25 protein-coding genes and 2 tRNA genes are annotated in these 24,317 nt (G+C 67.3%); 8 read left to right on the forward strand and 19 right to left on the reverse strand.

Annotated elements, in window-relative coordinates; genetic code table 11:
• Positions 1 to 204: 204 nt before the first annotated feature.
• The 4 genes from recA to ABZS43_RS14665 all read right to left on the reverse strand — a co-directional run bounded on the left by recA (position 205) and on the right by ABZS43_RS14665 (position 3,392).
• Positions 205 to 1,248 (reverse strand): recombinase RecA, encoded by a 1,044-nt coding sequence (recA, locus tag ABZS43_RS14650; RefSeq protein ID WP_109527570.1) that lies wholly within the window; start codon positions 1,246 to 1,248, stop codon positions 205 to 207.
• A 213-nt stretch (positions 1,249 to 1,461) separates the two neighbouring features.
• Positions 1,462 to 1,914 (reverse strand): nuclear transport factor 2 family protein, encoded by a 453-nt coding sequence (locus ABZS43_RS14655; protein ID WP_355036359.1) that lies wholly within the window; start codon positions 1,912 to 1,914, stop codon positions 1,462 to 1,464.
• Positions 1,915 to 1,992: 78 nt separating this feature from the next.
• Positions 1,993 to 2,838 (reverse strand): pyridoxamine 5'-phosphate oxidase family protein, encoded by an 846-nt coding sequence (locus ABZS43_RS14660; protein ID WP_355036415.1) that lies wholly within the window; start codon positions 2,836 to 2,838, stop codon positions 1,993 to 1,995.
• Between the two features lie 98 nt (positions 2,839 to 2,936).
• Complete coding sequence (locus ABZS43_RS14665) at positions 2,937 to 3,392, reverse strand: VOC family protein (protein ID WP_355036360.1); 456 nt, start codon at positions 3,390 to 3,392, stop codon at positions 2,937 to 2,939.
• Positions 3,393 to 3,545: 153 nt separating this feature from the next.
• On the opposite strand from ABZS43_RS14665, the gene ABZS43_RS14670 reads away from it, so the two are divergent.
• Positions 3,546 to 4,055 (forward strand): CGNR zinc finger domain-containing protein, encoded by a 510-nt coding sequence (locus ABZS43_RS14670; RefSeq protein WP_355036361.1) that lies wholly within the window; start codon positions 3,546 to 3,548, stop codon positions 4,053 to 4,055.
• Between the two features lie 22 nt (positions 4,056 to 4,077).
• Here ABZS43_RS14670 and ABZS43_RS14675 read toward each other — a convergent pair whose 3' ends face one another.
• The 9 genes from ABZS43_RS14675 to pgsA all read right to left on the reverse strand — a co-directional run bounded on the left by ABZS43_RS14675 (position 4,078) and on the right by pgsA (position 12,143).
• Positions 4,078 to 5,448 carry a phosphotransferase gene (locus tag ABZS43_RS14675; RefSeq protein ID WP_355036362.1) on the reverse strand — a complete coding sequence of 457 codons (1,371 nt, stop codon included), beginning with the start codon at positions 5,446 to 5,448 and terminating at the stop codon, positions 4,078 to 4,080.
• Between the two features lie 24 nt (positions 5,449 to 5,472).
• Positions 5,473 to 5,667, reverse strand: coding sequence for a DUF3046 domain-containing protein (locus ABZS43_RS14680; protein WP_355036416.1), 195 nt, complete (start codon positions 5,665 to 5,667; stop codon positions 5,473 to 5,475).
• Between the two features lie 115 nt (positions 5,668 to 5,782).
• Positions 5,783 to 6,946: a glycosyl transferase gene (locus tag ABZS43_RS14685; RefSeq protein ID WP_355036363.1), complete on the reverse strand. Its 1,164-nt coding sequence runs from the start codon at positions 6,944 to 6,946 to the stop codon at positions 5,783 to 5,785.
• 224 nt (positions 6,947 to 7,170) lie between these two features.
• Positions 7,171 to 7,344, reverse strand: coding sequence for a hypothetical protein (locus tag ABZS43_RS14690; protein WP_355036364.1), 174 nt, complete (start codon positions 7,342 to 7,344; stop codon positions 7,171 to 7,173).
• 977 nt (positions 7,345 to 8,321) lie between these two features.
• Complete coding sequence (locus ABZS43_RS14695) at positions 8,322 to 9,194, reverse strand: hypothetical protein (RefSeq protein WP_355036365.1); 873 nt, start codon at positions 9,192 to 9,194, stop codon at positions 8,322 to 8,324.
• Between the two features lie 164 nt (positions 9,195 to 9,358).
• Positions 9,359 to 10,186, reverse strand: coding sequence for a PspA/IM30 family protein (locus ABZS43_RS14700; protein WP_355036366.1), 828 nt, complete (start codon positions 10,184 to 10,186; stop codon positions 9,359 to 9,361).
• A 185-nt stretch (positions 10,187 to 10,371) separates the two neighbouring features.
• Positions 10,372 to 10,839: a helix-turn-helix transcriptional regulator gene (locus ABZS43_RS14705; RefSeq protein WP_355036367.1), complete on the reverse strand. Its 468-nt coding sequence runs from the start codon at positions 10,837 to 10,839 to the stop codon at positions 10,372 to 10,374.
• A gap of 162 nt (positions 10,840 to 11,001) precedes the next feature.
• On the reverse strand, positions 11,002 to 11,490 hold the full coding sequence (locus tag ABZS43_RS14710; protein WP_355036368.1) for a CinA family protein: 489 nt from the start codon (positions 11,488 to 11,490) through the stop codon (positions 11,002 to 11,004).
• Positions 11,487 to 12,143, reverse strand: coding sequence for a CDP-diacylglycerol--glycerol-3-phosphate 3-phosphatidyltransferase (gene pgsA / locus ABZS43_RS14715; protein ID WP_355036369.1), 657 nt, complete (start codon positions 12,141 to 12,143; stop codon positions 11,487 to 11,489). Before pgsA ends, ABZS43_RS14710 begins: the two co-directional genes overlap by 4 nt.
• A 191-nt stretch (positions 12,144 to 12,334) precedes the next feature.
• Between pgsA and ABZS43_RS14720 the strand changes: the two genes are divergently transcribed.
• Both ABZS43_RS14720 and ABZS43_RS14725 read left to right on the forward strand, forming a co-directional pair.
• Positions 12,335 to 12,901 carry an amino-acid N-acetyltransferase gene (locus ABZS43_RS14720; protein ID WP_355036370.1) on the forward strand — a complete coding sequence of 189 codons (567 nt, stop codon included), beginning with the start codon at positions 12,335 to 12,337 and terminating at the stop codon, positions 12,899 to 12,901.
• 18 nt (positions 12,902 to 12,919) lie between these two features.
• Positions 12,920 to 13,204: a YciI family protein gene (locus tag ABZS43_RS14725; protein ID WP_355036371.1), complete on the forward strand. Its 285-nt coding sequence runs from the start codon at positions 12,920 to 12,922 to the stop codon at positions 13,202 to 13,204.
• 69 nt (positions 13,205 to 13,273) lie between these two features.
• Here the strand turns inward: ABZS43_RS14725 and ABZS43_RS14730 are convergent, their stop codons facing one another.
• Positions 13,274 to 14,266, reverse strand: coding sequence for a TerC family protein (locus tag ABZS43_RS14730; RefSeq protein ID WP_355036372.1), 993 nt, complete (start codon positions 14,264 to 14,266; stop codon positions 13,274 to 13,276).
• A gap of 479 nt (positions 14,267 to 14,745) precedes the next feature.
• Between ABZS43_RS14730 and ABZS43_RS14735 the strand changes: the two genes are divergently transcribed.
• Positions 14,746 to 14,819 (forward strand) — tRNA-Leu (locus tag ABZS43_RS14735).
• A 24-nt stretch (positions 14,820 to 14,843) separates the two neighbouring features.
• Positions 14,844 to 14,919 (forward strand) — tRNA-Arg (locus ABZS43_RS14740).
• Positions 14,920 to 14,948: 29 nt separating this feature from the next.
• Here ABZS43_RS14740 and ABZS43_RS14745 read toward each other — a convergent pair.
• Both ABZS43_RS14745 and ABZS43_RS14750 read right to left on the reverse strand, forming a co-directional pair.
• The gene (locus ABZS43_RS14745) at positions 14,949 to 17,558 is read right to left on the reverse strand and encodes a DNA translocase FtsK (protein ID WP_355036373.1); all 2,610 of its coding nucleotides are present in this window, start codon (positions 17,556 to 17,558) and stop codon (positions 14,949 to 14,951) included.
• A 90-nt stretch (positions 17,559 to 17,648) separates the two neighbouring features.
• Positions 17,649 to 18,272, reverse strand: a complete 624-nt coding sequence (locus tag ABZS43_RS14750) for a TIGR03085 family metal-binding protein (protein WP_355036374.1) — start codon at positions 18,270 to 18,272, stop codon at positions 17,649 to 17,651.
• A 152-nt stretch (positions 18,273 to 18,424) separates the two neighbouring features.
• Between ABZS43_RS14750 and ABZS43_RS14755 the strand changes: the two genes are divergently transcribed.
• Both ABZS43_RS14755 and ABZS43_RS14760 read left to right on the forward strand, forming a co-directional pair.
• The gene (locus tag ABZS43_RS14755; protein ID WP_355036375.1) at positions 18,425 to 18,793 is read left to right on the forward strand and encodes a DUF4189 domain-containing protein; all 369 of its coding nucleotides are present in this window, start codon (positions 18,425 to 18,427) and stop codon (positions 18,791 to 18,793) included.
• A gap of 58 nt (positions 18,794 to 18,851) precedes the next feature.
• Positions 18,852 to 19,406 (forward strand): hypothetical protein, encoded by a 555-nt coding sequence (locus ABZS43_RS14760; protein WP_355036376.1) that lies wholly within the window; start codon positions 18,852 to 18,854, stop codon positions 19,404 to 19,406.
• A gap of 72 nt (positions 19,407 to 19,478) precedes the next feature.
• Here the strand turns inward: ABZS43_RS14760 and ABZS43_RS14765 are convergent, their stop codons facing one another.
• Positions 19,479 to 21,524, reverse strand: coding sequence for an RNase J family beta-CASP ribonuclease (locus ABZS43_RS14765; RefSeq protein ID WP_355036377.1), 2,046 nt, complete (start codon positions 21,522 to 21,524; stop codon positions 19,479 to 19,481).
• A gap of 61 nt (positions 21,525 to 21,585) precedes the next feature.
• Entirely contained in the window at positions 21,586 to 22,494 is a 909-nt protein-coding gene (dapA, locus tag ABZS43_RS14770) for a 4-hydroxy-tetrahydrodipicolinate synthase (protein WP_355036378.1), read from the reverse strand.
• A gap of 149 nt (positions 22,495 to 22,643) precedes the next feature.
• On the opposite strand from dapA, the gene ABZS43_RS14775 reads away from it, so the two are divergent.
• Positions 22,644 to 23,093 carry a hypothetical protein gene (locus tag ABZS43_RS14775; RefSeq protein ID WP_355036379.1) on the forward strand — a complete coding sequence of 150 codons (450 nt, stop codon included), beginning with the start codon at positions 22,644 to 22,646 and terminating at the stop codon, positions 23,091 to 23,093.
• Between the two features lie 4 nt (positions 23,094 to 23,097).
• On the opposite strand, the gene ABZS43_RS14780 is transcribed toward ABZS43_RS14775, so the two are convergent.
• Positions 23,098 to 24,312, reverse strand: coding sequence for a crosslink repair DNA glycosylase YcaQ family protein (locus ABZS43_RS14780; RefSeq protein WP_355036380.1), 1,215 nt, complete (start codon positions 24,310 to 24,312; stop codon positions 23,098 to 23,100).
• Positions 24,313 to 24,317 lie beyond the last annotated feature (5 nt).

Here is a 24,317-nt window from a genome sequence, read left to right on the forward strand (position 1 = left end):
GACCGACCGGTTCGAGGCGTGGCCCCGGTCGAGCGTCCCCGCTGCGGATCGGGTTCGCTCGACCGGGCGCCCGCGGTGTCCGGGTCGGCCGAACCACCTTCGGCCGACCGGACTGGTCGTGGTTGCCGCCCGCCCGACCGGGACATCTCCGGAGTCATCGACGGCCCTGTCTCCGAGGACGCTGTGCTCATGATCGGCGTCGAATCAGAATTCGGCGGGAACCTCGGCACCGGCCTCCGCCGTCACCACTGCGCCGATACCGAGCTTCTCCTTGATCTTCTTCTCGACCTCGTCGCGGATATCGATATTCTCGAGCAGGAACTTTCGGGCGTTCTCCTTGCCCTGACCGAGCTGATCGCCCTCGTAGGTGTACCAGGAGCCGGACTTGCGGATGAAGCCGTGCTCGACGCCCATATCGATGAGCGACCCCTCCTTGGAGATGCCATGGCCGTAGAGGATGTCGAATTCGGCCTGCTTGAACGGCGGCGAGACCTTGTTCTTCACGACCTTGACGCGGGTGCGGTTACCGACCGCGTCGGTGCCGTCCTTGAGGGTTTCGATGCGACGCACATCCAGGCGCACCGAGGCGTAGAACTTCAGCGCCTTACCGCCGGTCGTGGTCTCCGGCGAACCGAACATGACGCCGATCTTCTCCCGCAGCTGGTTGATGAAGATGGCGGTGGTGCCGGAGTTGTTGATCGCGCTGGTCATCTTGCGCAGCGCCTGGCTCATCAGGCGGGCCTGCAGGCCGACGTGGCTGTCGCCCATCTCGCCCTCGATCTCGGCGCGCGGAACCAGGGCGGCGACGGAGTCGATGACGATGATGTCGATCGCGCCGGACCGGATGAGCATGTCCGCGATTTCGAGGGCTTGCTCACCGGTATCGGGCTGGGAGACCAGCAGCGCGTCGGTATCGACACCGAGTTTGCGGGCGTAATCGGGATCGAGCGCGTGCTCGGCGTCGATGAAGGCGGCGACACCGCCCGCGGCCTGGGCATTGGCGACCGCGTGCAGGGCGACGGTGGTCTTACCCGAGGATTCCGGACCGTAGATCTCCACGATGCGGCCACGGGGCAGGCCGCCGATGCCGAGGGCGACGTCGAGGGCGATGGAACCGGTCGGGATCACCGAGATGGGCTGGTGCGCTTCCTCGCCGAGGCGCATCACCGCACCCTTGCCGAAGCTCTTCTCGACCTGGGCCAGCGCCAGTTCGAGCGCCTTGTCGCGGTCGTACGCCTGTGGTGCCATGTCCTGATCCCCTTTTCGCCGGGTGAAGTCTCGTTCTTTGGTTGGCGCCCACACTAGAGGGCGGCACCGACAAGTCCGGAGCCCAGCTTAAACGAACAGATGTTCGAGTCAAGCGACGCGGCCGGGACACGCGCGCGCATCACCTCGCCCCCTGGATCACCTCCCGCACCCGACCCCGGCAGGGCCATTGCTGCGCCGAGGCCAGCGGCAAGGCTATTGGCGCGGCAGAACGGCCCCCTCCTCTTCCCGCGTGCGCGCACCGAAGATGCGGCGGTCGGATTCGAGGATGCCGACGTCGTTGATACTCGCCTCGCGACGTGACATCAGACCGTCGGGGGCGAATTCCCACTGCTCGTTGCCGTAACTGCGCCACCATCGGCCGGTGTGGTCGTGCCATTCGTATTGGAAGCGGACGGCGATGCGGTTGCCATCGAAAGCCCACAGATCCTTACGCAGGGCGTATCCGTTCTCGACGGACCACTTGCGGGTCAGGAAGTCGACGATGGCGGCACGACCGGTGAAGAATTCGTCGCGATTGCGCCACACCGAATCTTCGGTGTACGCGGCGGCGACGCGCTCGGGATCGCGGGTATTCCAGGCATTCTCGGCGGCGAGGACCTTGGCGGCGGCGCCGTCTCGATCGAACGGCGGCAACGGTGGTCTCATCGAATTCCTTTCTCGGAGACCGATTTCGACGTAAACGTCTCGGCATCGTGTAGGCGCCGGATATATCCGGCGCCTAGTTCATGGATTGACGGGCGAGAGTTCGGCAGGACCCCAGCGCAGCGGACCGGAGCCCCTGGAGTCGATCACCTCCTCGATGGTGAAATCGACCGAACCCTGCGATCCCGTGGCGAAAACCCCTGGTTCCCGGGTGAATTCGGCCCGGCCGGTGAGCTGGAGCGCGCCGCCGCCCGACCAATCCGGGATCAGCAGCCCACAGCGCGGGTTGACCTCGATATTGCCCAGCGTCATGAACATGGAGTTGCCCCGATAGTCCGGCCAGCGCAGCAGATTCGGCGAAAGTACCCGTAGGAAACCGGGATTGCCCCCGCGGTGGGAGGCATCGGCGTTGCCGTCGGCATCCGCGGTCGCGACGAAGAAGGTGTCCGCCGCGGCGATCGCGGCGCGCTGTCCCAGGTCCGGTTCCGCACTCCGCCGGGGCGGCGGCGACACACTGTCGGTCGCGTACCCGCGCACGTCGCGGCGGGAGATGTACTTGGGGCAGTTCGAATACACCTGGTCGACGGTGATCCGGATACCGGCGTCGCTCGGCCGCGCCAGCCCATTGACCCGCATACGCCTGCGACGCTGCGGTTGCAGGGCGATCATGCCGATGCGGGCCGGATCTCGCAGCACCTCGGAGAGGGGATCGCCCGCGGCGGCATGCGCGTCGACGGCGATGGTCTCGGCGTCGACGACATGAACGAAACCCGGCGTTCCAACGATCTGACCGGCCCACAACCGCCCGCGCGCATCGGCGGCGGCGAGGACGACCATCGGCTGAGCGGCGAGAAAGGAGGCGGCGACGGCCGGGATGTCGGCCCGGATCATCCTGCCGACGCGTTCGGCGATATCGGCCTGGCCCATCCGCCGCTGGACGGCCAGTTCACCGGAATGAAAGACGGACACGCGCCCCTCCTCGACTATCGAATCGTCATCGCGGCATCAGGATCGGAACACCGGGATCAGAAGAAGCCACAGGTCGGCGCGGCGCCGGCGGGAGCGGGCGCGGACTCGGCGCCGGTCGGCGCGTATACCTCGAGCCGGATGCCGTCGGGGTCGGTGAAGAAGATGCCGCCCGAGGCCACGCCCTCACCGTGCGCGACAACGCCGTCGTGGGCGAAGGTGACGTCGAGTTCGCGCAGCACCGATTCCACCGCGCGGACCTGCTCGATGGAATCGACCTGGAACGAGAGGTGGTGCAGACCGGGGGTATGCGCCGAGAACGCACCGGCGGACTGCTGCCACAACGTCACCATCAGGGTGCCGTCGGTTCCGAGGAACGCCCAGCGGCGATCGTCCTCCGCACCGGCGGCGAGCTGCTCGAAACCCAGTGCACGCCGATAGAAATCGACCGATCGGGTCAGATCGGTGACATTCAGTCCGATATGACCGGTGCCGAGCCTGGTTGCAGTCGTCATCACGTAACTCCCTCGAACTAACTGTTGATAGTCGGTTGACTGGTTAAAACCTAGAGCGCCCACACCGATCGTGTCAACCCTTCATTTCAGTTTAGACGGTTAGTATTGCGGGTGGACGTCATACCGACCACAGGGAGGTCGTTAATCTCAGTCATGCTCGATCCCCGCCCCCACCTCGGTGAACCGCTGGCGTTGGACCTGCTCGACACCCGGTGGATGCAGAACGGACCGCAGGATCTGCTCAGCGACGTGGCAGGCCTGCAGATCTGGCTGCGTACAGCCGGAATCGACGCCCCCGCCGACGAGCGCACCCTCGACGCGCTGATCGCCGCGCGTGCCGCGATCTACACCACCGTTCGAGACGCCGACCACATCGCGCTGAACGAGGTGCTCGGACACGGACGTATCCGCCGCAGCCTCACCGATAACGGCCCCACCGACACTCCCGACGTGCCCGACCCCGCGTGGTTACCCGGCTGGCTGGCCGCCGACAATCTGCTCCACCTGCTGGCCAAGGCCCCCGACCGGATCAGGCAGTGCGCTCACCCCGACTGTGTGCTGTTCTTCTTCGACACCTCGAAGAACGGAACTCGCCGCTGGCATTCGATGGCAACCTGCGGGAATCGCACCAAAGCCGCGCGACACTACAGGAAACAGGGATAGGGCCGACCGGCGGACGCGGGATTCAGAACAGTTCGTCCACCAGGCGGTAGTAGGCCGATCGCCGGCGATCCGGCTCGGCGAGGCCGTAGGCGGTGAAGAAGGCATCCGCCGCGAGATCACCGAAATTCCCGCGCAGATCACGCTCGGCCAATGCCAGATCCCGATATCTGTCGGCAACGCCAAGGGCCGCCGTATCGATCAGAATTCCGCCCTCCAGCACATTCGCGGGGGTGAAATCGCCGTGTGTGACAACAAGATCCGACTCGTCGGGGCGTTCGTCCTCCAGACGACGCAGCAATTCCTCGGGGTCGACCCCCGCATTGTCCTCGTCGAAATCGTCGGGATCGACCAGACCCTCGAGCACATTTCGGCGCGCCTGCGCGAGCGTCACGTCCAACCCGCCGTCGAACGGACACCCGGCGATCGGAAGCGAGTGCAGATCACGCAGCAGCGCACCGAGGGTCGCGCCGACGAATTCGGCCGTGACCGCCTCGGCCCGACCCGTCGCCGATTCCGGGGCCGCCGATTCCGGGGCCGCCGACTCCGGGGCCGCCGACTCCGCGGACTCCACGGACGCGGACTCCACGGACGCGGACTCCACGGACGCGGGCTTCACCCGTTCGCCGGAGACGCCGAGCGGCGCGGCACTCGCGCGAGCCGCGAGGCTCGGGACTCCCGCGTCGGCGAGAACCAGCACGTCGGACTCGAAGGCCGCGATATCGGGCACCCGAATCCCACTGTCGCGCAACCAGTTCAGGCGTGCGTACTCCGCGACCGCGCGTGGCCCCCGCTTCATCCAGAACCTACCGCCGACGGAGACGACCTCGTCGCTCATCCCGCCGTGGTCACCGGAGAAGACCGGTGCCTCACCGAGGAGTGCGGCAACCATCGGTGGTAGCGGGAGCCGCACCCGCTCGACGGTTTCCAGTGCGATCCGAGTGGATTCGATCAACTCCGGATCGCCCTCGGCGACCCGCAGGTGCAGCGCTTCGCGCAGCAGTGCGCGCGCGGCGACGATTTCGCCCTGTTCGGCCAGCGCCTTGCCCAGATGCTGCACCGCGAACGAGAGCACCTCGGGCGCGCTCACCCTGGCCGCGTCCACGGCGCGGCGGTACAGCACAATCGCGGTGGCGGCGTCGCCCCGGTAGCGGTAGACATCGGCGAGGTTGATCCACACCGTGATCCTGCGGCTCTCGGTGTCGACCGTTTCCAGCGCGCGATCGAGGTGGTCGAGCGCCTCCTCGTACCTGCCGAGCAGCATCAACTCGATCCCGGTCTGGCGGTAACCCGCGAAATCTACGGGCCTGGCCGCCGCCACCCGCGCCGCCAGCCCCTCGGGGTCGACGGGGATCATCCGCTGTCGCTCGTCGAAGGAGTAGGACTGCCCCGTCACCATCGCTTCGTCACCATCGCTTCGTCACCACCGCATCCTCGGCACGTCGAATTCGCCGCACAGCGCCCGCCACACATCCCGTGGGTCTACGCCGGCTTCGATCGCATCCGCCCCGGTACGACCCCCGAGGGACGGAATCACATGATCACTCAGCAGGGCATCGCCGCGCGCCACCCCGAACTCGGTATGCAACAGTTCCTGGAACTCGGTCAACCGCACCGTGTTCAAGATACTCGCGTCCGCGCCCGCCGGACGATCCAACTCGCTATCGCGCTGCTACCGCGGCGACGCCGCCGCAGAGAGTCGCCATCGCGGGCGCGCGAATCGACGACTGTCAGCGGCGGGCCGCCGTGGTCACGACACCGTGGCAGAGAGCGATCGGATCGGAGACCTCGGCCACGCTGAGCGACGCTTCTTCCGCCGCGGCGGTGTAGCGCGGATTGTCGAGCACGGCCAGCACGGCTTCGCGCACGGCCTCGGCGGTCAATGGCCGGATGAGGATCGAACTTCCCTGGCGGGCCGCTCTATTGGCGAGTTCCCACTGGTCGCCGCCACCGGGAACGGTGACGACCGGGACAGCGGCGAGCAGGGATTTCGCGAGAAGGCCGTGACCACCGCCGCCGATGGTGACCGCGGCGTGGGACAGCAGTTCGTCCTGGCGACCGAGGCCAGCGGTGGCCCACGACGGGAGGTCGGCGGGCGGGGTGTCGAGCATGGAGATCGCGACGCGGACGCCGGTGCCGTCGAGGGCGGCGAGCACTGTCTCCGCCATACCGGCGACACCGGTGTGCGCGGTGGAGGGGGCGACCATGACCACCGGACCGTCACCCGGCGGCAGGTCGAGGATCTCCTCGGTGGGCTCCCACAGCAGCGGACCGATCAGATGGGTATCGGCGGGCCAGTCCGGACGGGGCATCTCCAGGGCGGGCAGGGTGGCGATCAGTCGTGCGGCGGGCCCGGGATCGGTCGCGGGCAGACTCACACTTTGCCTGGCCGTCTCACGCTGACGCAGCCCGTTGCGGATGGCGCGGGAGGTCATGGCGCGCAGCACACCGTCTCGCATCCGGCCGCGCACCCCCTCACCCGGCGCGAGCCCGCTTCCGATGGGCGGCAGCGCTTTCGACGGCAGATACAGCGGATGCGGGGACAGTTCCACCCACGGCACCCCCAGCCGTTCCGCGGCGAGGCCACCGCCTGCGGTGAGTACGTCGGATACCACCAGTTCGGGCAGCATCGCACTCAGATCGGGCAGGATCTCCGTCGAAATATGCGCGGCGCGTTCGTGAATACGCTGGCCGGCGTCGGCGTCGTCATCGGTCGCGCGCGGCGCGAGACCTCTGAGTCTGCGTACCGCGATACCCGCGTTCTTCGCGGCGTCGAACCATCGCGGTCCGGTGAACAGCACCGGGTCGTCCCCGGCCGCCAGGAACCGTTCACACAGCGCCAACGCCGGAAACGCATGCCCGGGATCCGGCCCGGCGACAACGGCTACACGCATTCGCCCAGCCTGCCACACCGTCCGGCCGTCATGACGACACCCGCCCTCGGACACGAGACCCGCGCCTTCCGGTGTATCCGCGCCCCGACCCGCCGCGCAGCGAACCCGGCGGACCGGACCGCGCGGCCGGGCAGCAACCCCGCCGAATCCGATAGCCGGGTTCTCGCCCGGCGACGAATGGGCGTCCGCACCGGGAAAGCACTACCAGGCCGCGGCCCGTTCACCTACAGCTTCGTGACGCTCGAGTTGTCCGACCCCGAGATCGCCTTGTACAGCAGGTACAGGCCGAACACCACCGCGCTGATCACCAGAATCGGGAACAGTCCCTTGATCAGCGCACCGATGAGGGCGAGTGCGATCCAGACGACCGCGACTACACCGATGATCTTCCACAGCATTTCCAGCCTCCTGAAGTCTCCGGCGAACCACCGTCCGGCGATCCGTCACCTCCGATGCTGGCACCGGCGCACCGATAAATCACCAGCTCACCACCGATCTCCGGGTGCAAATCAGGGTTCACCCCGACCCGGGGCGGCCCGCGCCAACGGCGTCAAAGGGCCTTGACTGCCAGCCCAGCGGGTTACCGAACGGTAGCGGGGCACCCACCAGGCCGGGCACAGCTACCATCCGGTCTGATTCGTATATCCAGACGAGCGAATTCCCGGAAACCGTTGCTGCAAAACTCCGAGGCTGTCAGGATGTTTCCCGACGGCCGAGATCCAAGGCCCTCAGGGTGTGAATCATCGCTTAATCGACTACTCAGGAACCCTTTTGACATATCCGCACCACACCGGAACGGAGTGTGGCGGGCGGTACCACGAAATGCGGTCGAGTCATCGACCGACCGACCCGTGGGTACGAATTGCCGCCGCGACCATACTGCCGTTGATCTACGGACACCTATTACCCTGCGCCGGTAGGGATACCGGCGGCCCCGATCCCAGCGGTTCGCCGACCGCGTCTGTTACGGTTTCCGCAGCGTAACGACAGCTATTCGGCCGAATCGCCCCGCGTGATCCGGCGCGCGACGCGCGAATTCCGATAGCGGCGAGACACCGCTTCGTTTACGGATCCGCCATTCGACAATTCTGTCGAATCCATCGCACAGTTCGGCCGTTGCACTCTCGCACGATATCCGCGAGCCGCCCTGGCCGCCGCGATGCGTATAACCGTTCACATAATTTCGGGTTGTCCCACCCGGTCGACCGTATGCCGTGCGCAGGAAATCCTCGGAGAGTACGACGACGCTGCGATGTCTTCCCGTCGCACGGCATACGGCGGTAGCTGCGCGCTCACCTCGACAGCGCTGATTATGCGCGAATATCCACAATTCCCACCGGCGTGCGTCGCCGCCGCGTAGCCGGGATCAGTGCGGCTATCGCGAAAACCCCCGGGGCGGTTCGGCGGTCGCGATGACAGGGTGGTCGGCGACTTCGGCCAGCGCCTGCGCCCAGCCGTCCAGACGGTCGGCCGCGTGACGCAGATCCGCCACGATGCCGTCGAATCGGTACGCGACGACCGTGCTTTCGGGGACCGCGAGAATTCGGCCCGCGGCCGTCACGATCTCTTCGTACTCGACGACGCCCGTGTCCAGCCGCGTCATCGCGAACCGCACGTTCGCGGTCAGCGCGTCGGCGGCATGCGGATTGTTCCGCCCGACCACGCCGAGGGCGCTTTCCATCTGAACGATATCGGCGGCCAGGGCGTGCAGTGCTGCCGCGCCGGAATTCGCGGTCTCGATCATGTCGACGAGTTCTTCGCGGGGAAGGCGATTCGAGGTGCCGAGATGCGCGATCAGACCGTGCAACGCTCGTTCCGAGCGAACCAGGCGGGCGATCGGAGCGCGCGCCGCCGAACGCAGCGGCGGCTGCTTGCGCGGCATGAAAGCCGGATACGGCAACGGCGTACCGCGCAACCGCAGATAACGCTTGGCGCTCAGCGCCGTTCCGGTGACCAGCGCTACGGCACCGCCGCCCAACACCACCACGGCCCAGGCGGGCGCCGAAATAACAACGAGCCCAACGGCTCCCGCGGTGGTAAGGCCCGAGACGGTACCCAGTTGGAAGCTACGGCGGCGGGCCCGGCGGCGCTTGCGCAATTCGCGTTCCCGCGGATCTGCCCAGCGGCGCACCGCGACCAGCGCATGCTCCCCCACCTCGCGCAATGTCTCGGGTAGTCCGGACGACGCCGCCGAGTGCGCGCCCGGATACGCCACCACGGGCGATTGCTGCGATTTTCTCCGACTCATCCCTGCACCTCGCTGACACCCGGTTCCATCATGACCGATTCTCCGGTGCCGCGGTGGGAGACCTCGTCAGGCCGGGCGGGCGGCCCGACGAGGGCGTCGACGATCCGGGTGACCAACTCGCGCCGTGTCGCACACCGAACCGTCCTCTACCGCCGTACCGGCCACTACTGTTGGGCGGCCTGGCCCTTGTTCATCTGCGGTTGCGCCGGGTTGGCCTGCGCCTGCGCGGGGTTGATGGCGCTCTGACCGTCGCCGGCGGGCAGCGACTCGCCGCGCATCGAGGCGCGGATCTGCTCCAGCTTGCTGTGTCCCGCCATCTGGATGCTGGCCTGCTGCACTTCGACCATGCGGCCCTGCACCGAATTCTGGGCCAGCTCGGCGGCGCCGAGAGCGTTCGCGTAGCGTCGCTCGATCTTCTCGCGGACCGCGTCCAGGCTCGGGGTGGTGCCGGGAGCGGACAGCGTGGAATCCATCTGCTGCAGCGAGGCGGACACCTGCTCCTGCATCTTCGCCTGCTCCAGCTGGCTGAGCAGTTTGGTGCGCTCGGCGACCTTCTGTTGCAGGAGCATGGCGTTCTGCTCGACCGCCTTCTTCGCCTGGGCCGCGGCCTGCAACGACTGATCGTGCAGCACCTTCAGATCCTCGACGGACTGTTCGGCGGTGACCAGTTGCGCGGCGAACGCCTCGGCCGCGTTGGTGTACTGGATCGCCTTCTCGGTATCACCCGCCGCGGTGGCCTGATCGGCGAGCAGGACCGCCTGACGCGCGTTGGCGTTCAGCTTCTCGACCTCGTCGAGCTGCCGGTTCAGTTTCATCTCCAGCTGACGCTGGTTGCCGATGACCGACGCGGCCTGCTGCGAAAGGGCCTGATGCTGGCGCTGAGCTTCCTCGATAGCCTGCTGAATCTGAACCTTCGGATCCGCGTGCTCCTCGATCTTCGAGTCGAAGAGGGCCATCAGGTATTTCCAGGCCTTGACGAACGGATTAGCCATCGATTGATCCCGCCTCCATCTGATGCACCGCTTCTAGCGGCTCCGGTGCGCGACCGTCACGCACCAGTTGTGCCTATCCTCCACCATGCGGTCCGCGGACCGGACGAACCGGCCCGGCGGACGCCTATTAGAGAATCTATCCGTTTTTCGCATCGGACCGCAGCGTTGCCCGCGCGGGCAAGGCGTCAGTTGGTCTTCACCAGGATCAGCATGTCCGACTTCGGGGCCGGAATGACGATTCTGGTCTTCTCGGCGATACGCGACGGCCGCGCACCCGGCTCCGCCGACATATTCGCGCCCGCGGGTGCGAGCCCCGGTTCCGACGCCGCGGCGGCGGGCGCCTCCACCGGTTCGACCGCGGTGGAGGGCTCGGTCTCCTGGACGGGCGTCGCGGCGGGCTCGCTCGCGGCGGGTACGGCGTCGGCGCCCGCCATGATCGTGCTCACATCCCAGAGCACCCGCGACAGCGGCACATCCAGGGCGGCGCAGATCGCGGCGAGTAGTTCGCTGGACGCTTCCTTGCGGCCCCGCTCGACCTCCGACAGATAGCCGAGGCTCACGCGCGCCGAAGTGGACACCTCGCGCAGGGTCCGATGCTGGGCGAGACGCGCACGCCGCAGACTGTCCCCGATTGCCTCTCGCAGCAGCGTCATCTCGTTCTCCTTTTGCTCGGCAGTGACCGCTCGGCAGTCACTGCTCGGCGTTCACCGGGCCGACGCGCGGCGGCCGAACGCCGAGCGCGAACCGTTCTTTCTGGCACAACGTCGGACGGCGGCCCGTTGGTTCCCGTCCTGGCGAAACTCGATGGCGGCGAGTCAGCCCTGGACGCACCGAAGCAGTTCCCGCACCGCGATCTGCGTCGCGTCGAGTCTGATCGTCCACCGGTCACCCGACAGGCGCAACCGCATCACTTCGGCATGCCGCGGACCGGACAGGCCGAGGAAGACGGTGCCGACCGGATGCCCGTCCTGGGAATCGGGTCCGGCGACCCCCGTCAGGCCGATGCCCCAGTCCGATTCGCATCGGGTTCTCGCCCCGACCGCCAGCTGTTCCGCGGTGCCCGCCGACACCGGCCCCTCGGATCCGAGCTGTTCGTCGCTGACGCCCGCGAGGCTGTGTTTGAGATCGGTCGCGTAGACCACGAGTCCGCCGCGCAGCACCGCGCTCGCGCCGGGAACCCCGGCGATGGTCGCCGCCACCAGTCCCGCGGTCAACGACTCCGCGGTGGCGACGGTCTGCCCGGCGATGGTGAGGGCGCGCACCAATTCGGCGGCGGGCGCCGCGGCGGTGAGCGGATCGGTCATCGCCCGCGTGCCCGTGTCCCGCCCGCGAACCACACCCTGGCCGCCTGGCCGATGTAATCCAGCCCGGTCACCACGGTCAGCACGAGCGCGATATACATCAAGACCATTCCGGCGGTGGCGAGACCGCCCGACAGGGGCAACAGCAACGCCGCGATCGCGAACGACTGCACCAGCGTCTTCACTTTGCCGCCGCGCCCGGCCGGAATGACACCCCGACGCACCACGGCCAGCCGCAGCAGCGTGATACCGATCTCACGCCCGCAGATCACCAGGGTGATCCACCACGCCAGGTCACCGAGCGCCGAGAGCCCGATCAGCGCCGAGCCGATGAGTGCCTTGTCCGCGATGGGATCGGCGAGTTTGCCGAAATCGGTGACGAGGCCGTATTTGCGCGCCAGTTGCCCGTCGAAGCGATCGGTGATGGCGGCGATGCCGAACAGCGCCGCCGCGATGACGCGCCAGCCCGTATCGTGGCCGTCGCCGGCGAACAGGGCGAGTACGAACAGCGGAACGATCGCGATCCGCGCCATCGTGAGCACGTTCGCGATATTCATCAGCGGGACCGCCGCCGGTTCCGCCTGCCCCGGCGCGAGCCCCGGACGCACCGGGACAGCCTCCCAGTGACGGTCGATCTCTTCCGGCTGCACGCTCATGCCCTCGCCTCGCCGAAACTCGGCTCCGGCGCGACCGCGCCCGCTGTCGCGCCGCTCGGCCGCCCTTCGGCCGCGTATCCCGCCCCGATTCGCGCCCGGTCGTGGTGCCCGGCGCGATGCGGTGAGCGGAACGACAGGATGTGCGGCACACGATCAGACTATCGGTAACCGGGCCGACTACTGTGCACCCCATGACCTCTCGGGGACCACAGGGTGGTTCGACCAGCGACGCATATCCGGGCGCGGCACCCGCCGCGCAGCCTGTCACCCCGGTAGTGCGACGCGCGCGAACCTCCGACATCCCCGATATCAAACGCCTCGTCGATGTCTACGCCGGACGGATCCTGCTGGAGAAGAGCCTGGTCACACTGTACGAGGCGGTCCAGGAATTCTGGGTGGCCGAGGCGGAGGGCCGGGTCGTCGGCTGCGGCGCGCTGCACGTGCTGTGGGCCGATCTCGGCGAGGTCCGCACGGTCGCGGTGCATCCCGATGTCAAGGGCCAGGGTGTGGGCAGACTCATCGTGCACCGCCTGGTCGAAGTGGCCAGGGAATTGGAGCTGAGCAGGCTTTTCGTGCTCACCTTCGAGGTGGATTTCTTCAGCAGGCACGGCTTCGCGGAAATCGACGGCACCCCGGTCACCGCGGAGGTGTACGCCGAGATGTGCCGGTCCTACGACACCGGCGTCGCCGAATTCCTCGATCTCAGCTATGTGAAGCCCAACACTCTCGGCAATACTCGAATGCTGCTCAACCTCTGAGACAGGAAGCGATCCACCGTGCCGATCTTCGCCGTTCACTACACCTACTCCGAAGCCGCCCTCCCGGGGCGGGATACCCATCGTCCGGAACATCGCGGCTGGCTGTTCGGCCTGGTAGACGCGGGCACACTGCTCAGCAGCGGTCCGTACCCGGACGGTTCGGGCGCGCTGCTGATCTTCCGGGCCGAGGACGAGGCCGCGCTGAAGGAGTTGCTGACCCAGGACCCGTTCGCCCGCGAGGGCCTCATCGAGGCGGTACGGGCGGTCGAGTGGCAGCCCGTCATGGGCGCGTTCGCCTCCTGATCCGACCCGCACTTCGGCGAACAACCCCCGATCACGACGATCGAGGGCTGTTCGTTTCCGGTCGACCGGTCAGGCGGCGGGATTCGGATTCGCGGAGCCGCGCGTCTTGATCAGGCTGGCGACAGTGGCGACGACCAGGATGCCGAGGATCACGCCGAGCGATACCGGGGTCGAGATCTCCGGCACCGCGACGTGCTCACCGCCGTTGACGAACGGCAAGGTGTTCTCGTGCAGGGCGTGCAACACCAGCTTCACGCCGATGAACGCGAGGATGGCGGCGAGTCCGTAGGACAGGTAGACGAGCCGATCCAGCAGCCCCCCGATCAGGAAGAACAGCTGGCGCAGGCCCATCAGCGCGAAGGCGTTCGCGGTGAACACCAGGTACGGCTGCTCGGTGAGGCCGTAGATCGCCGGGATGGAATCCAGCGCGAACAGCAGGTCGGCGAATCCGATGGCGAGTAGCGCCAGCAACAGCGGCGTGACCGCGCGACGGCCGTCGATGCGGGTGACCAGCTTGTCGCCGTCGTATTCGTCGGTGGTGGGCAGCACGCGTTTGGCCAGGGCGACGATCCGGCTGTCGCGTTTCTCCTCGACCTCGACCTCGTGGCCGCTCTCCCTGAGCAGTTTGATCGCGGTGACGATCAGGAACAGCCCGAACAGGTAGAAGACCCAACTGAACGCGCTGATGGCGGCGGCGCCGACGGCGATGAAGACGCCGCGCATGACCAGGGCGAGCACGATGCCGATGAGCAGCACTTTCTGCTGGTAGATCCGCGGCACCGCGAAGGTGGTCATGATGATCAGGAAAATGAACAGGTTGTCCACCGAGAGCGCCTTCTCGGTGACGAAACCCGCGTAGTACTCGCCCGCGTAGGTGCTGCCCCACTTCCAGGCGACCACCCCGCCGAATACCAGCGCGATGCCGATATAGACGGCCGACCAGAACCCGGATTCCCGGAAGGTCGGTTCGTGCGGGGTACGCACGTGGGCGAAGAAATCGAAGACGAAAAGGCCGAGGATCACCGCGATGGTGATCGTCCAGATCAATGCGGTTACCTGCATGCGGTGGTCCGATCGAAGCTCATGACCGCCATCATGCCCGATTTGTCCGTTCTGGCAAGGTAGCGGATGGGTTGCCGACCATGATTTCATACCCTGCGGACCGAGTCCCCGACGGGCGTCCTCGGCCTCCGGTAGCGCACAAACGTCGCGACACCGCACGAAAATGGGTTCCGCGTACCGAATTCGGATGTTAGCGTCGAGCCTACGGAATCGATACCGCACAGGCGGAAACCGAAGGGATCAGGCGAATGATCGGGCAGACCATGCGAGAGCGACTGTCGTCGCCGCGTGGCGTCCGGCGTAGCCGTGTCGCGCTATCGGCAATGCGTGTCCACCGCTTCGCGCGCTCCGGGAGCGGCCCCTGAGGTCTCGATAACGAGCAGACCTGAGAGAGGGGTCACTCCACGGCTGGTGCCGGGAGTGACCCTTTTCCTGTCTATCGGGCGCCCTGGCACGCGAATGTGACTCGCTCACAGCAATCCCTCGTGGCCCAACTGGCAGAGGCGCCGGCCCTAGGCACCGGTAGATGCGAGTTCGAATCTCGCCGAGGGAACAATCCGCGTCGCGGCGCGGGCAAGCGTCCGTAGCTCAACGGAGAGAGCGACTGCTTACGGAGCGGTGGGGTGGGGGTTCGAATCCTCCCGAGCGCGCCACTGGAGCGTGGTGTCGGGGATGATTCCGCTTACGCCTCGTCCGCGTCGTCCTGCGGCGCGTCCCCGCCGCGGATACTCCACAGCAGTCCGTCCAGCTCGTCGGGTTTGACGAGCACATCACGCGCCTTCGAGCCCTCGCTCGGACCGACGACACCTCGGGTCTCCATCAGATCCATGAGGCGTCCCGCCTTGGCGAATCCGACGCGGAGTTTGCGCTGCAACATCGAGGTCGACCCGAATTGCGACGTCACCACCAGTTCCACGGCCTGCAGGAAGACGTCGAGATCGTCGCCGATATCCGGGTCGACGTCCTTCTTCTCGCTCGCCTTCGCGGCGGTCACGCCCTCCTGGTATTCGGGCTCGGCCTGGTTCTTGGTGAATTCGACGACGCCGTGGATCTCTTCGTCGCTGATGAACGCGCCCTGCAGGCGGGTGGGTTTACCCGCGCCCATCGGCAGGAACAGCGCGTCGCCCATGCCGATCAACTTCTCCGCGCCCGGCTGGTCCAGGATGACGCGCGAGTCGGTCAGCGACGACGTGGCGAAGGCGAGACGGGACGGGACGTTGGTCTTGATCAGGCCGGTCACCACGTCGACGGAGGGGCGCTGCGTGGCGAGCACGAGGTGGATACCCGCGGCGCGCGCCTTCTGGGTGATGCGGACGATGGCTTCCTCGACGTCACGGGGAGCCGTCATCATGAGGTCGGCGAGTTCGTCGACGATGGCCAGGATGTAGGGGTAGGGGCGGTACACCCGTTCACTGCCAAGCGGCGCGGTGATCGCACCGGACTTGACCTTCTTGTTGAAGTCATCGATGTGGCGAACCTTGTTGGCCTGCATGTCCTGATAGCGCTGTTCCATCTCCTCCACCAGCCAGGTCAGTGCGGCCGCGGCCTTCTTCGGCTGGGTGATGATGGGCGTGATCAGGTGCGGAATACCCTCGTACGGGGTGAGTTCCACCATTTTGGGGTCGATCAGGATCATCCTGACCTCTTCCGGGGTGGCCCGCTGCAGCAGTGAGACCAGCATCGAGTTGACGAAGCTGGATTTACCGGAGCCGGTGGAACCCGCGACAAGCAGATGCGGCATCTTGGCGAGGTTCGCCGAGACGAATTCGCCCTCGATATTCTTGCCGAGGCCGATCACCAACGGATGGTGATCGTTGCGGGTGGACGGCGCCTTGAGCACGTCGGCCAGACGCACCAGTTCGCGATCGGAATTCGGCACCTCGATGCCGACGGCGGATTTGCCCGGGATGGGCGCGAGCAGCCTGACGTTCTCGGTGGCGACGGCGTAGGCGATATTGCGGGCGAGCGCGGTGATCTTCTCGACCTTCACGCCGGGACCGAGTTCCACCTCGTACCGGGTGACGGTCGGGCCGCGGACGAACCCGGTGACCGCCGCGTCGATCTTGAACTGCACCAGCACCTCGGTGATCGCCTCGATCATCGATTCGTTGGCGGCGCTGCGCTTCTTCGGCGGGTCGCCGTCGGTGAGCAGGCTTACCGGCGGCAGCGTGTAATCGCCCTCGATCACCCGGTCGGTGACGAATTCGGGTTCCTTCGGCGGTGGCGGCGTCTGGTCGGCGACCTTGGGCGCCGCACGTTTCCTCGGTGCGGGCGCGGGCTTGGCCGCATCGATCTCCGCACCGAATTCGGCGGCGGTGGCGATGGTCTTGGCGTCGCGCAGCGGCGGTTCGCCGAATGCTTCGGTGACGGCGTTCGGATCACCGAATTCATCGGGCGGATAGTTCTCGGCGGGGGTTCTACCGCGTCGGCGCGCACGGCTTCGGCTGACGGGGAATCCGTCGGCGTCGTAGTTCGACGGCTCGAATTCGAGTTGTTCACCCTCGTATTCGCTGTATTCGTCGCCGCCGCCCGCGGTGCCGAAGTACTCGCGCAGCCGCTGCGGCACCTCGCGGACGGTGGTGCCGGTGAGCAGCAGTACGCCGAAGACGATGGCCAGCAGCAGAATCGGCACGGCCAGCCAGGCGGTGAGGCCACCGGCCAGCGGCCCTCCCATGACGAAGCCGACGAAACCGGCGGCGCGGGAACGTCCGTGCGCGTCGGTGGGCGCACCGGCCGCGAGATGCCAGATGCCGAGCATCGGAAGTCCGACGAGCAGCCCGCCGAGTACCAGGCGCGGCCTGATCTCCACGCGCGCCTCGGTGCGCATCAGGATGACGGCGATTCCGGTCGCCACGAACGGCAGTGCGGCCGAGGCGGACCCGGAGACGGCGCGAATGGCTTCGTCCACCCAGTGCCCGATGGGGCCGCCCGCCGACAGCCAGACCGCGGCCGCGATGACACCGCTGAGCGCGATCAGGGCGAGGGCGATACCGTCGCGCCGGTGGCCGTGCTCGATATCACCGGCCTTGCTCAATGTTCGCGTCGCCGCTCCGACACCGCGAGCGATCACGGTCCAGCCGCTGCTGATGCCGCGGCTGATGACGGCGAGCGGTGCGGTGTTGGACGCGCGGTTCGCGGCGCGCGGAGCCGGGCGTCGCACCGGGGTGGCACGCCCGCGCGGCGCGGTCCCGCGGCGCGGGGTGGCCGAGCGAGACCGAGCCGTGGTGGTCCTCCCCCGGGCCGATCCCGCCCGCGCACTGGACGTCGGTGTGCTGCGGGACTTACCTGCCATGGACTCAGGCTAGCCGCACACGCACCGATCAGACCATCCGCAACACAGGTATCACACGTCTCGAGCCCGGGAAAAGGGGCGGATCAGCGGCTAAATGGACCGATCGAGCTCTTGCACCGCGCGGACCGCTTCGGCATCGCCCCTGGTCTCGATTCGGACCCGGTCGCGACCGAAGGCGTGCAGCAGCAGTTCGGACGGCCTGCCGATCAGGGTGACGATGGGGCCCTGTTTCTGCTTCACCACCGCGCGCTGACCGTCCGGGGTTTCGAGCGTGACCGCCACCGGCGATTTCCGGTAGGCCGCGCGGCCCATGCGGCGCACCATCGACCACAGAAGGGCCTCGTCCTCGTCGCCGAGCTGACGTGGTTCCCACTCCGGGGCGGCACGGCGCACATCCTCGTGGTGGACGAACATCTCGCCCAGGTTGGCGACGGCGTCGATCGGCCGCAGCGGTGACCACCACGGCGGACCGGTGCGCACCAGTTCGAGCAGTTCGGGAAACGGTTTCGCCGCGGCTTTGTTCTGCACCGATTCCAGATATCCGGCGAACGGTTTCAGCATGATGCCGGGGGACGCGTCGGGGCGACGTTCGCGAACAATCAAGTGCGCGGCCAGATCTCGTACCGTCCACGCCCCGCACAACGTCGGCGCGTCGGGTCCCGCCGCGGACATCGCCTCGACCAATTCGCGCCGTTCTCGCTGTGCCATGTTCACCAGCCGAACATATCGGACGACGTGCCGTAGCGGCAGTCCCGGCTCCGCCGACCCGCCCGAATCCTCGGTTGTCAGCGCAGACGCGGGAACTGTACGTTGTCACGTGGTCCATCGGGGGCATGGACATTCGATGAGAAGGGGCATCCGATTCCGTGAAGAAATTCCTCACCGCTGCCGTCGCGGTCGCGGCGACCGCGGTCGCGCTGGCTACCTCAGCGCCCGCCGCGCAGGCTCAAGCCGGCTTCTACGGAGCTATCGCGGTCGGCAGCAATGGGCGTTACAGCATCAGCAACAACTACGGCAGTTACAACGCGGCCGAGATCAATGCCGTGAACTCCTGCGGCCCCGGCTGCGCGGTGAGCATCTCCTGGCGCAACGGGTGCGGCGTGCTCGCCAGATCGCGGACCCACTGGAGCAGCGCGTCCCGAGCCAGCTACCCCGCGGCTCGCGACGCCGCCCTGTCCCGCGTATACGGCGGCTACGTCGTGAATTGGCGCTGCACAGAGGGCTACGAGAGCTGATACCGGCCTGTCACCGCCCATGCCGGTGCGGTGAACCACTTCATTTCAGGGGAATTTCGTGAAACTTCGCTCAGTGCGCGCTGCCGTGGCCCTGCTCACCGTCGTCGCGGGCTTCGGTCTCGGCGCGTGCTCCTCCGACGACGCGGCCACCACCTCCGCGTCCGCAACCACTTCCACCGCCGGCAATTTCGAATCGGGCAAGAGTCAGGACGGTCTGATCGAGGGCGAGGCGCCGCCGTCCACCACGCCGCCGAATCTACCGAAACCCACGGCCGAGGAACTCAATACCCGCATTACCCGCGCCTTCGATCCCACGGTCGGCTCCGAGGAGAAGACCGCGTGGGTGCAGGACGCCGAACGGGATCCGCAACTGGTCGACAAACTCGTCAAGGCGGCGGAACTCAATAACGTCAAGGTCGCGATCACCGGTGTCCAGGAGCCCAAGGACGGGAAGCTGAAGGCCGACGCCGACGTCACGATCGACGGTAAACCGGTGCAGGACGCCTTCATCGAATTCGTCGCGCAGGACGATCAGTGGAAGGTGTCCAACCAGTTCACCTGCAATATCGTCCGGACAGCCAAACTCGATTCGGCCGCCTGCCAGGCCAGATGAGCTGAAAACGGAAGTGCCCGAAGCCATCCTCGAAACGAGGTCGGCTTCGGGCGCTTTTCGTCTATCCGGGTGTCAGACCCCGATGACGGTCGGCACGATCATCGGACGGCGACGGTAGGTGTCGGCGACCCAGCGGCCGACCACCCGGCGCACGGCCTGGGCGATGCGGTGGGTTTCGGTGACGCCCTCCCCCGCCAGACGGAGCAGTTCGGCTTCGACGAGTTCGGCGGCGGCGGTGAGCGCCGACGGATCGTCGGAGAAACCCCGACCGCTCACCTCCGGGGTGCTGACCGCCTTGCCGGTGGTCGAGTCGATCGCGACGGTGATCGAGATGAACCCACCCTCGCCGAGCACGAGGCGATCCGAGAGGGTCGATTCGCCCACATCACCGACCGACAGGCCGTCGACGTAGACGTGCCCGACCGGGACGCGGCCGACGATCGAGGCGATACCGTCGATGAGGTCGACCACGACGCCGTCCTCGGCCAATACGACCCGTTCCTCGGGAACACCGGTCGCGACAGCGAGCGCGGCGTTGGCGCGCAGATGCCGCCATTCCCCGTGCACCGGCATGGCATTGGTCGGGCGCACCGCGTTGTACAGGTACAGCAGTTCGCCCGCGGACGCGTGACCGGAGACGTGCACCTTCGCGTTCTGCTGGGTGATGACGGTCGCCCCGAGCCGGGACAGACCGTTGACCACGGCGAATACCGAATTCTCGTTGCCGGGGATGAGCGAGGAGGCCAGTACCACCAGATCGTCCGGGCGGATGTGGATCTGACGGTGGTCGCCGCGCGCCATCCGCGACAGCGCCGACAGTGGTTCGCCCTGCGAGCCGGTGGAGATCAGCACCAGCCGGTCACCGGGCAGCGTGGCCGCGACATCGAGGTCGACCTCGATGCCGTCGGGCACCGTCAGATAGCCCAGATCCTGGGCGATCTGCATATTGCGGACCATCGAGCGGCCGATGAAACACACCCGGCGCCCGTGTCTCTGGGCTACGTCGACGACCTGCTGGATGCGGTGCACGTGGCTCGCGAAGGAGGCGACGATGACCCGGTGGCGGGCCTTGCCGATCACGGTGTCGAGCACGCCGCCGATTTCGCGCTCCGGGGTGACGAAACCGGGCACCTCGGCATTGGTGGAGTCCACCAGGAACAGGTCGACGCCCTCGTCACCGAGGCGGGAGAATCCGGCCAGGTCGGTGAGGCGGCCGTCGAGGGGCAGCTGGTCGAGTTTGATGTCGCCGGTGTGCAGCACCACGCCCGCGGGGGTGCGGATGGCGACGGCGAGTGCGTCCGGGATCGAATGGTTGACGGCGAAGTACTCGCATTCGAACGGACCGTGGATGGTGGTCTCACCTTCCACGACCTCGGTCAGCTTCGGATGCAACCGATGTTCGCGGCATTTGGCGGCGACGAGGGCGAGGGTGAATTTGGCGCCGAGGACCGGGATGTCGGAGCGCATGCGCAGCAGGAACGGCACCGCGCCGATGTGATCCTCGTGGCCGTGGGTGAGCACGATGGCGACGATGTCGTCCATCCGGTCCTCGATGGGCCGGAAGTCGGGCAGGATCAGATCGACGCCAGGCTGCTGGTCCTCAGGGAACAGCACGCCGCAGTCGACGATGAGCAATTTGCCGCCGTATTCGAAGACGGTCATATTGCGGCCGATTTCGCCGATGCCGCCGAGCGCGAAGACCCGTAGCCCGTTCTTGGTCAGCTTCGGCGGGGTCCCGAGCCGATCCTGTGCGGCGACCGGCGGCGGGGCCGGTTGTTCTGCCCTGCCGCGACCCGATTGCTGACGGCCACGGGACGGGCGGCGGGACGGCTGGGCGCTCTGCGCGGGGGCGGTCTCCTGACCGGACTTCTTCGCGCCCTTCGATTCTGCCTGCTTCTTGCGGCCGGATTTCTCCACCGGGGCACTATCCGACTGTGCCTCGGCCGCCACCGCGACGGGCTCGGATCGCTCGCGCACCTGCTCGGCGGGCGCGGGCCGCTCCTGCGCTTTCTCGACGGGGGCGGATCGCTCCCGCACCGTTTCGGCGGGCACCGGGGCTGGCGCGCCCGCGGCACGGCTCGCGGTGCGACGGGGACGACGTTCCGTGGGCTCGCTCATGCGCGCACCTCCATGGCGCTCGGGATCTCGAGCGCTCTCGTTGTGTCGGTGGCCGGTTCGCTCACGAGAGCACCCCCGCCAGCCGCAGATCGGCGGCGAGCAATTCGAGTTGCTCGGCGTTCGGCATCAACTGTGGCAGCCGCGGTTCGCCCACATCGACTCCGAGCAGGCGCAGGCCGCCCTTGCTCATCGCGACGCCGCCGAGTCCCGCCATCGCGGCATTGAGCGGAATCAGGCTCGCGTTGATTCGACGGGCGCGTTCCACGTCACCGGACTGGTAGGCCTCGAGGAGTTCACGCAGCCGCTCGGGAACCAGATGTCCGATGACACTGATGAATCCGACCGCGCCGACCGAAAGCCAGGGCAGATTCAGGCAGTCGTCACCGGAGTAGAAGGCCAGGCCGGTGCTCGCGATCAGATCGGCGCCCTGGTTCAGATCGCCCTTGGCGTCCTTGACCGCGACGATGCGCGGATGCTCGGCGAGCACACGGATGGTGTCCGGCGCGATGGGCACCATCGATCTCGGTGGAATGTCGTAGAGCGTGACCGGCAGGTCGGTGGCGTCGGCGACCGCGGTGAAATGCGCGATCAACCCTGCCTGGGTTGGCCGCGAGTAGTACGGGGTGACCACGAGCAGGCCGTGGGCGCCCGCCCGCTGCGCGCTGCGCGCGAGTTCGATGGAATGGGCCGTGTCATAGGTGCCCGCGCCCGCGATGACGGTGGCGCGGTCACCGACGGCGTCGACGACGGCGCGCAGCAGGTCGGCCTTCTCCGATTCGGTGGTCGTCGGCGATTCCCCCGTGGTTCCGGAAATCGCGAGCAGGTCGACACCGCGATCGACCAGGCGGGCGGCCAGGGCCACCCCGGCATCGACGTCGAGCTTGCCGTCGGCGCTGAAGGGGGTCACCATCGCGACACCTACCGTGCCGGACGCACGCAGCTCCGTTGGCGTCGATTCACCGTTCGTCATGGTCAGAAAGGCTACCCGCTCTGATGAGCGCCCTCGACACCCAAGTCCGCCGATCGGTCGGCGAGCGCACGTGATCCGTCTCCCACCCGGCGCGCGCTGACATCAATCCGCACCTTGCGTGACATCATCATTGACATCACTATGGTGTCATGGACTTGAACAAGTACACCACCCGCCTCCGCGAGGATCTCATCGCCGCCGCCGCGCTCGGCGATGAGAAAACCCAGGCCACAGCCGCGGCACTGGCGGCGGCGACGGAAAGTTCGGCGCGACTGGCCCTGCTCGCGGCCCTGTCCGACCTCGCCGCGGAGGTCAGCGCCGCACTCGGTGACCGCACCGTGCACGTCTCGGTGGACGGCACCGACGCGACCGTCGACGTGCGCAAGAACCCGCCGCGCGCGGGAGAGGAGCACATGTCCTTCGAGGAGATGACCGGCGATATCAGCCGCGTCACCCTGCGCATGGTCGAACAACTGAAGGCCAAGGCGGAGGAGGCGGCGGCGCAGAGCGGGATGTCGCTGAACTCCTGGCTGTCCACCGCCGCCTCCGCCGCGCTCAAGGACCAGATGCGCGGGTACGGACCCAAGCGCGACATCTGAGCGGTCACCTGCCCGGCGCCGGTCGGAGTAGTGGCGCGAGGTCACCCTTCTCGCCGATGACGACTTCGTCCAATTCGAGCCAGTCCGCCATCTCCCGCAGCGAATTCTTCAGCGCGGCAGCGGTTTCCAACGTGTCGCGGCCCGGCTCCGCGAAGGCCGCCGGCACCAGCAGACGGCCGGTCGCGCGTTCGGCGCGCAGGTCGACGCGACCGACGAGTTCGCCGTCGAGCAGGAAGGGGAAGACGTAGTACCCGTGCACCCGTTTGTGTTCCGGGGTGTAGATCTCGATGCGGTAGTGGAAGTCGAAGATCCGTTCGATGCGGGGGCGGTAGAAGACCAGCGGGTCGAAGGGGCACAGCAGGGCCGCGCCCTCGACCTTGCGCGGGGTCGCGGCGCCGACGCGCAGATACGCGGGTTTGTCCCACCCCGCGACCTCGACCTGTTCCAGTTCACCCTCGGCGACCAGTTCCGCGATCGCCGGTGTGCTCTGGGAGCGATGCAGGCGGTAGTAGTCGCGCAGATCGGATTCGGTGCCGATGCCGTGGGCGGTGGCGGCGCGCCGGATGAGTTCGCGCACAGCGTCCGGTTCGGCGATCTCGCGCGCCGCGATATCCGGGGGGATAACACGTTCGGTCAGGTCGTAGTGCCGCGCGAAGCCGACCCGTTTGGGCACCGAGAGCTCCCCCGCGGCGAAAAGTTGTTCGCAGATCAGCTTGGTATCGCTGAGATTCCACCAGGAGCCTTTGGCGCGCGGCTTGTCCAGTTCGAGGTGGCGCTCCACCTCGCTCGCCGTCGACGGGCCCACCTCGGCGATGACCTCGAGAATATCCTTGCCGAGGGTGGGATTTCGGTCGACCACACTGCGCGCCGAGGCCCAGCGTCCGCTGCGGTACCGTTCCATCCGCCAGCGCAGCAGCGGCCAATCCGCCACCGGAAGCAGCGCCGCCTCGTGTGCCCAGTATTCGACGAGCCGCCGTGGCCGCGAACCCTGCGGCCAGGCGGCCTCGTCCAGCAACGTGCGATCGTAGGCGCCGATCCGGGCGAAGACCGGCGCGTAATGCGCGCGCACCACCGCCGATACCGAATCCAGTTGCAGCACCTGGGTTCTGGCGAGGACATCGAGTACCGACCTGCGACTGGCGACCGACGGCTTGCGCCTGCCGAAACCCTGGGCCGCCACCGCTGTCCGGCGCGCGGCCGCCGCAGTCATCTTCCGCATCCCCG

Source organism: Nocardia sp. NPDC005366 (genome assembly GCF_040606855.1).
Classification (GTDB): Bacteria; Actinomycetota; Actinomycetes; order Mycobacteriales; family Mycobacteriaceae; genus Nocardia.

Excerpts from the sequence above, each read along its gene's own strand:
- recA (WP_109527570.1), bottom strand. The coding sequence starts at position 1,248 with ATGGCACCACAGGCGTACGACCGCGACAAGGCGCTCGAACTGGCGCTG.
- ABZS43_RS14655 (WP_355036359.1), bottom strand. The coding sequence starts at position 1,914 with ATGAGACCACCGTTGCCGCCGTTCGATCGAGACGGCGCCGCCGCCAAG.
- ABZS43_RS14660 (WP_355036415.1), bottom strand. The coding sequence starts at position 2,838 with ATGGGCCAGGCCGATATCGCCGAACGCGTCGGCAGGATGATCCGGGCC.
- ABZS43_RS14665 (WP_355036360.1), bottom strand. The coding sequence starts at position 3,392 with ATGACGACTGCAACCAGGCTCGGCACCGGTCATATCGGACTGAATGTC.
- ABZS43_RS14670 (WP_355036361.1), top strand. The coding sequence starts at position 3,546 with ATGCTCGATCCCCGCCCCCACCTCGGTGAACCGCTGGCGTTGGACCTG.
- ABZS43_RS14685 (WP_355036363.1), bottom strand. The coding sequence starts at position 6,946 with ATGCGTGTAGCCGTTGTCGCCGGGCCGGATCCCGGGCATGCGTTTCCG.
- ABZS43_RS14690 (WP_355036364.1), bottom strand. The coding sequence starts at position 7,344 with ATGCTGTGGAAGATCATCGGTGTAGTCGCGGTCGTCTGGATCGCACTC.
- ABZS43_RS14695 (WP_355036365.1), bottom strand. The coding sequence starts at position 9,194 with ATGAGTCGGAGAAAATCGCAGCAATCGCCCGTGGTGGCGTATCCGGGC.
- ABZS43_RS14700 (WP_355036366.1), bottom strand. The coding sequence starts at position 10,186 with ATGGCTAATCCGTTCGTCAAGGCCTGGAAATACCTGATGGCCCTCTTC.
- ABZS43_RS14705 (WP_355036367.1), bottom strand. The coding sequence starts at position 10,839 with ATGACGCTGCTGCGAGAGGCAATCGGGGACAGTCTGCGGCGTGCGCGT.
- ABZS43_RS14710 (WP_355036368.1), bottom strand. The coding sequence starts at position 11,490 with ATGACCGATCCGCTCACCGCCGCGGCGCCCGCCGCCGAATTGGTGCGC.
- pgsA (WP_355036369.1), bottom strand. The coding sequence starts at position 12,143 with ATGAGCGTGCAGCCGGAAGAGATCGACCGTCACTGGGAGGCTGTCCCG.
- ABZS43_RS14720 (WP_355036370.1), top strand. The coding sequence starts at position 12,335 with ATGACCTCTCGGGGACCACAGGGTGGTTCGACCAGCGACGCATATCCG.
- ABZS43_RS14730 (WP_355036372.1), bottom strand. The coding sequence starts at position 14,266 with ATGCAGGTAACCGCATTGATCTGGACGATCACCATCGCGGTGATCCTC.
- ABZS43_RS14745 (WP_355036373.1), bottom strand. The coding sequence starts at position 17,558 with ATGGCAGGTAAGTCCCGCAGCACACCGACGTCCAGTGCGCGGGCGGGA.
- ABZS43_RS14765 (WP_355036377.1), bottom strand. The coding sequence starts at position 21,524 with ATGAGCGAGCCCACGGAACGTCGTCCCCGTCGCACCGCGAGCCGTGCC.
- dapA (WP_355036378.1), bottom strand. The coding sequence starts at position 22,494 with ATGACGAACGGTGAATCGACGCCAACGGAGCTGCGTGCGTCCGGCACG.
- ABZS43_RS14775 (WP_355036379.1), top strand. The coding sequence starts at position 22,644 with ATGGACTTGAACAAGTACACCACCCGCCTCCGCGAGGATCTCATCGCC.
- ABZS43_RS14780 (WP_355036380.1), bottom strand. The coding sequence starts at position 24,312 with ATGCGGAAGATGACTGCGGCGGCCGCGCGCCGGACAGCGGTGGCGGCC.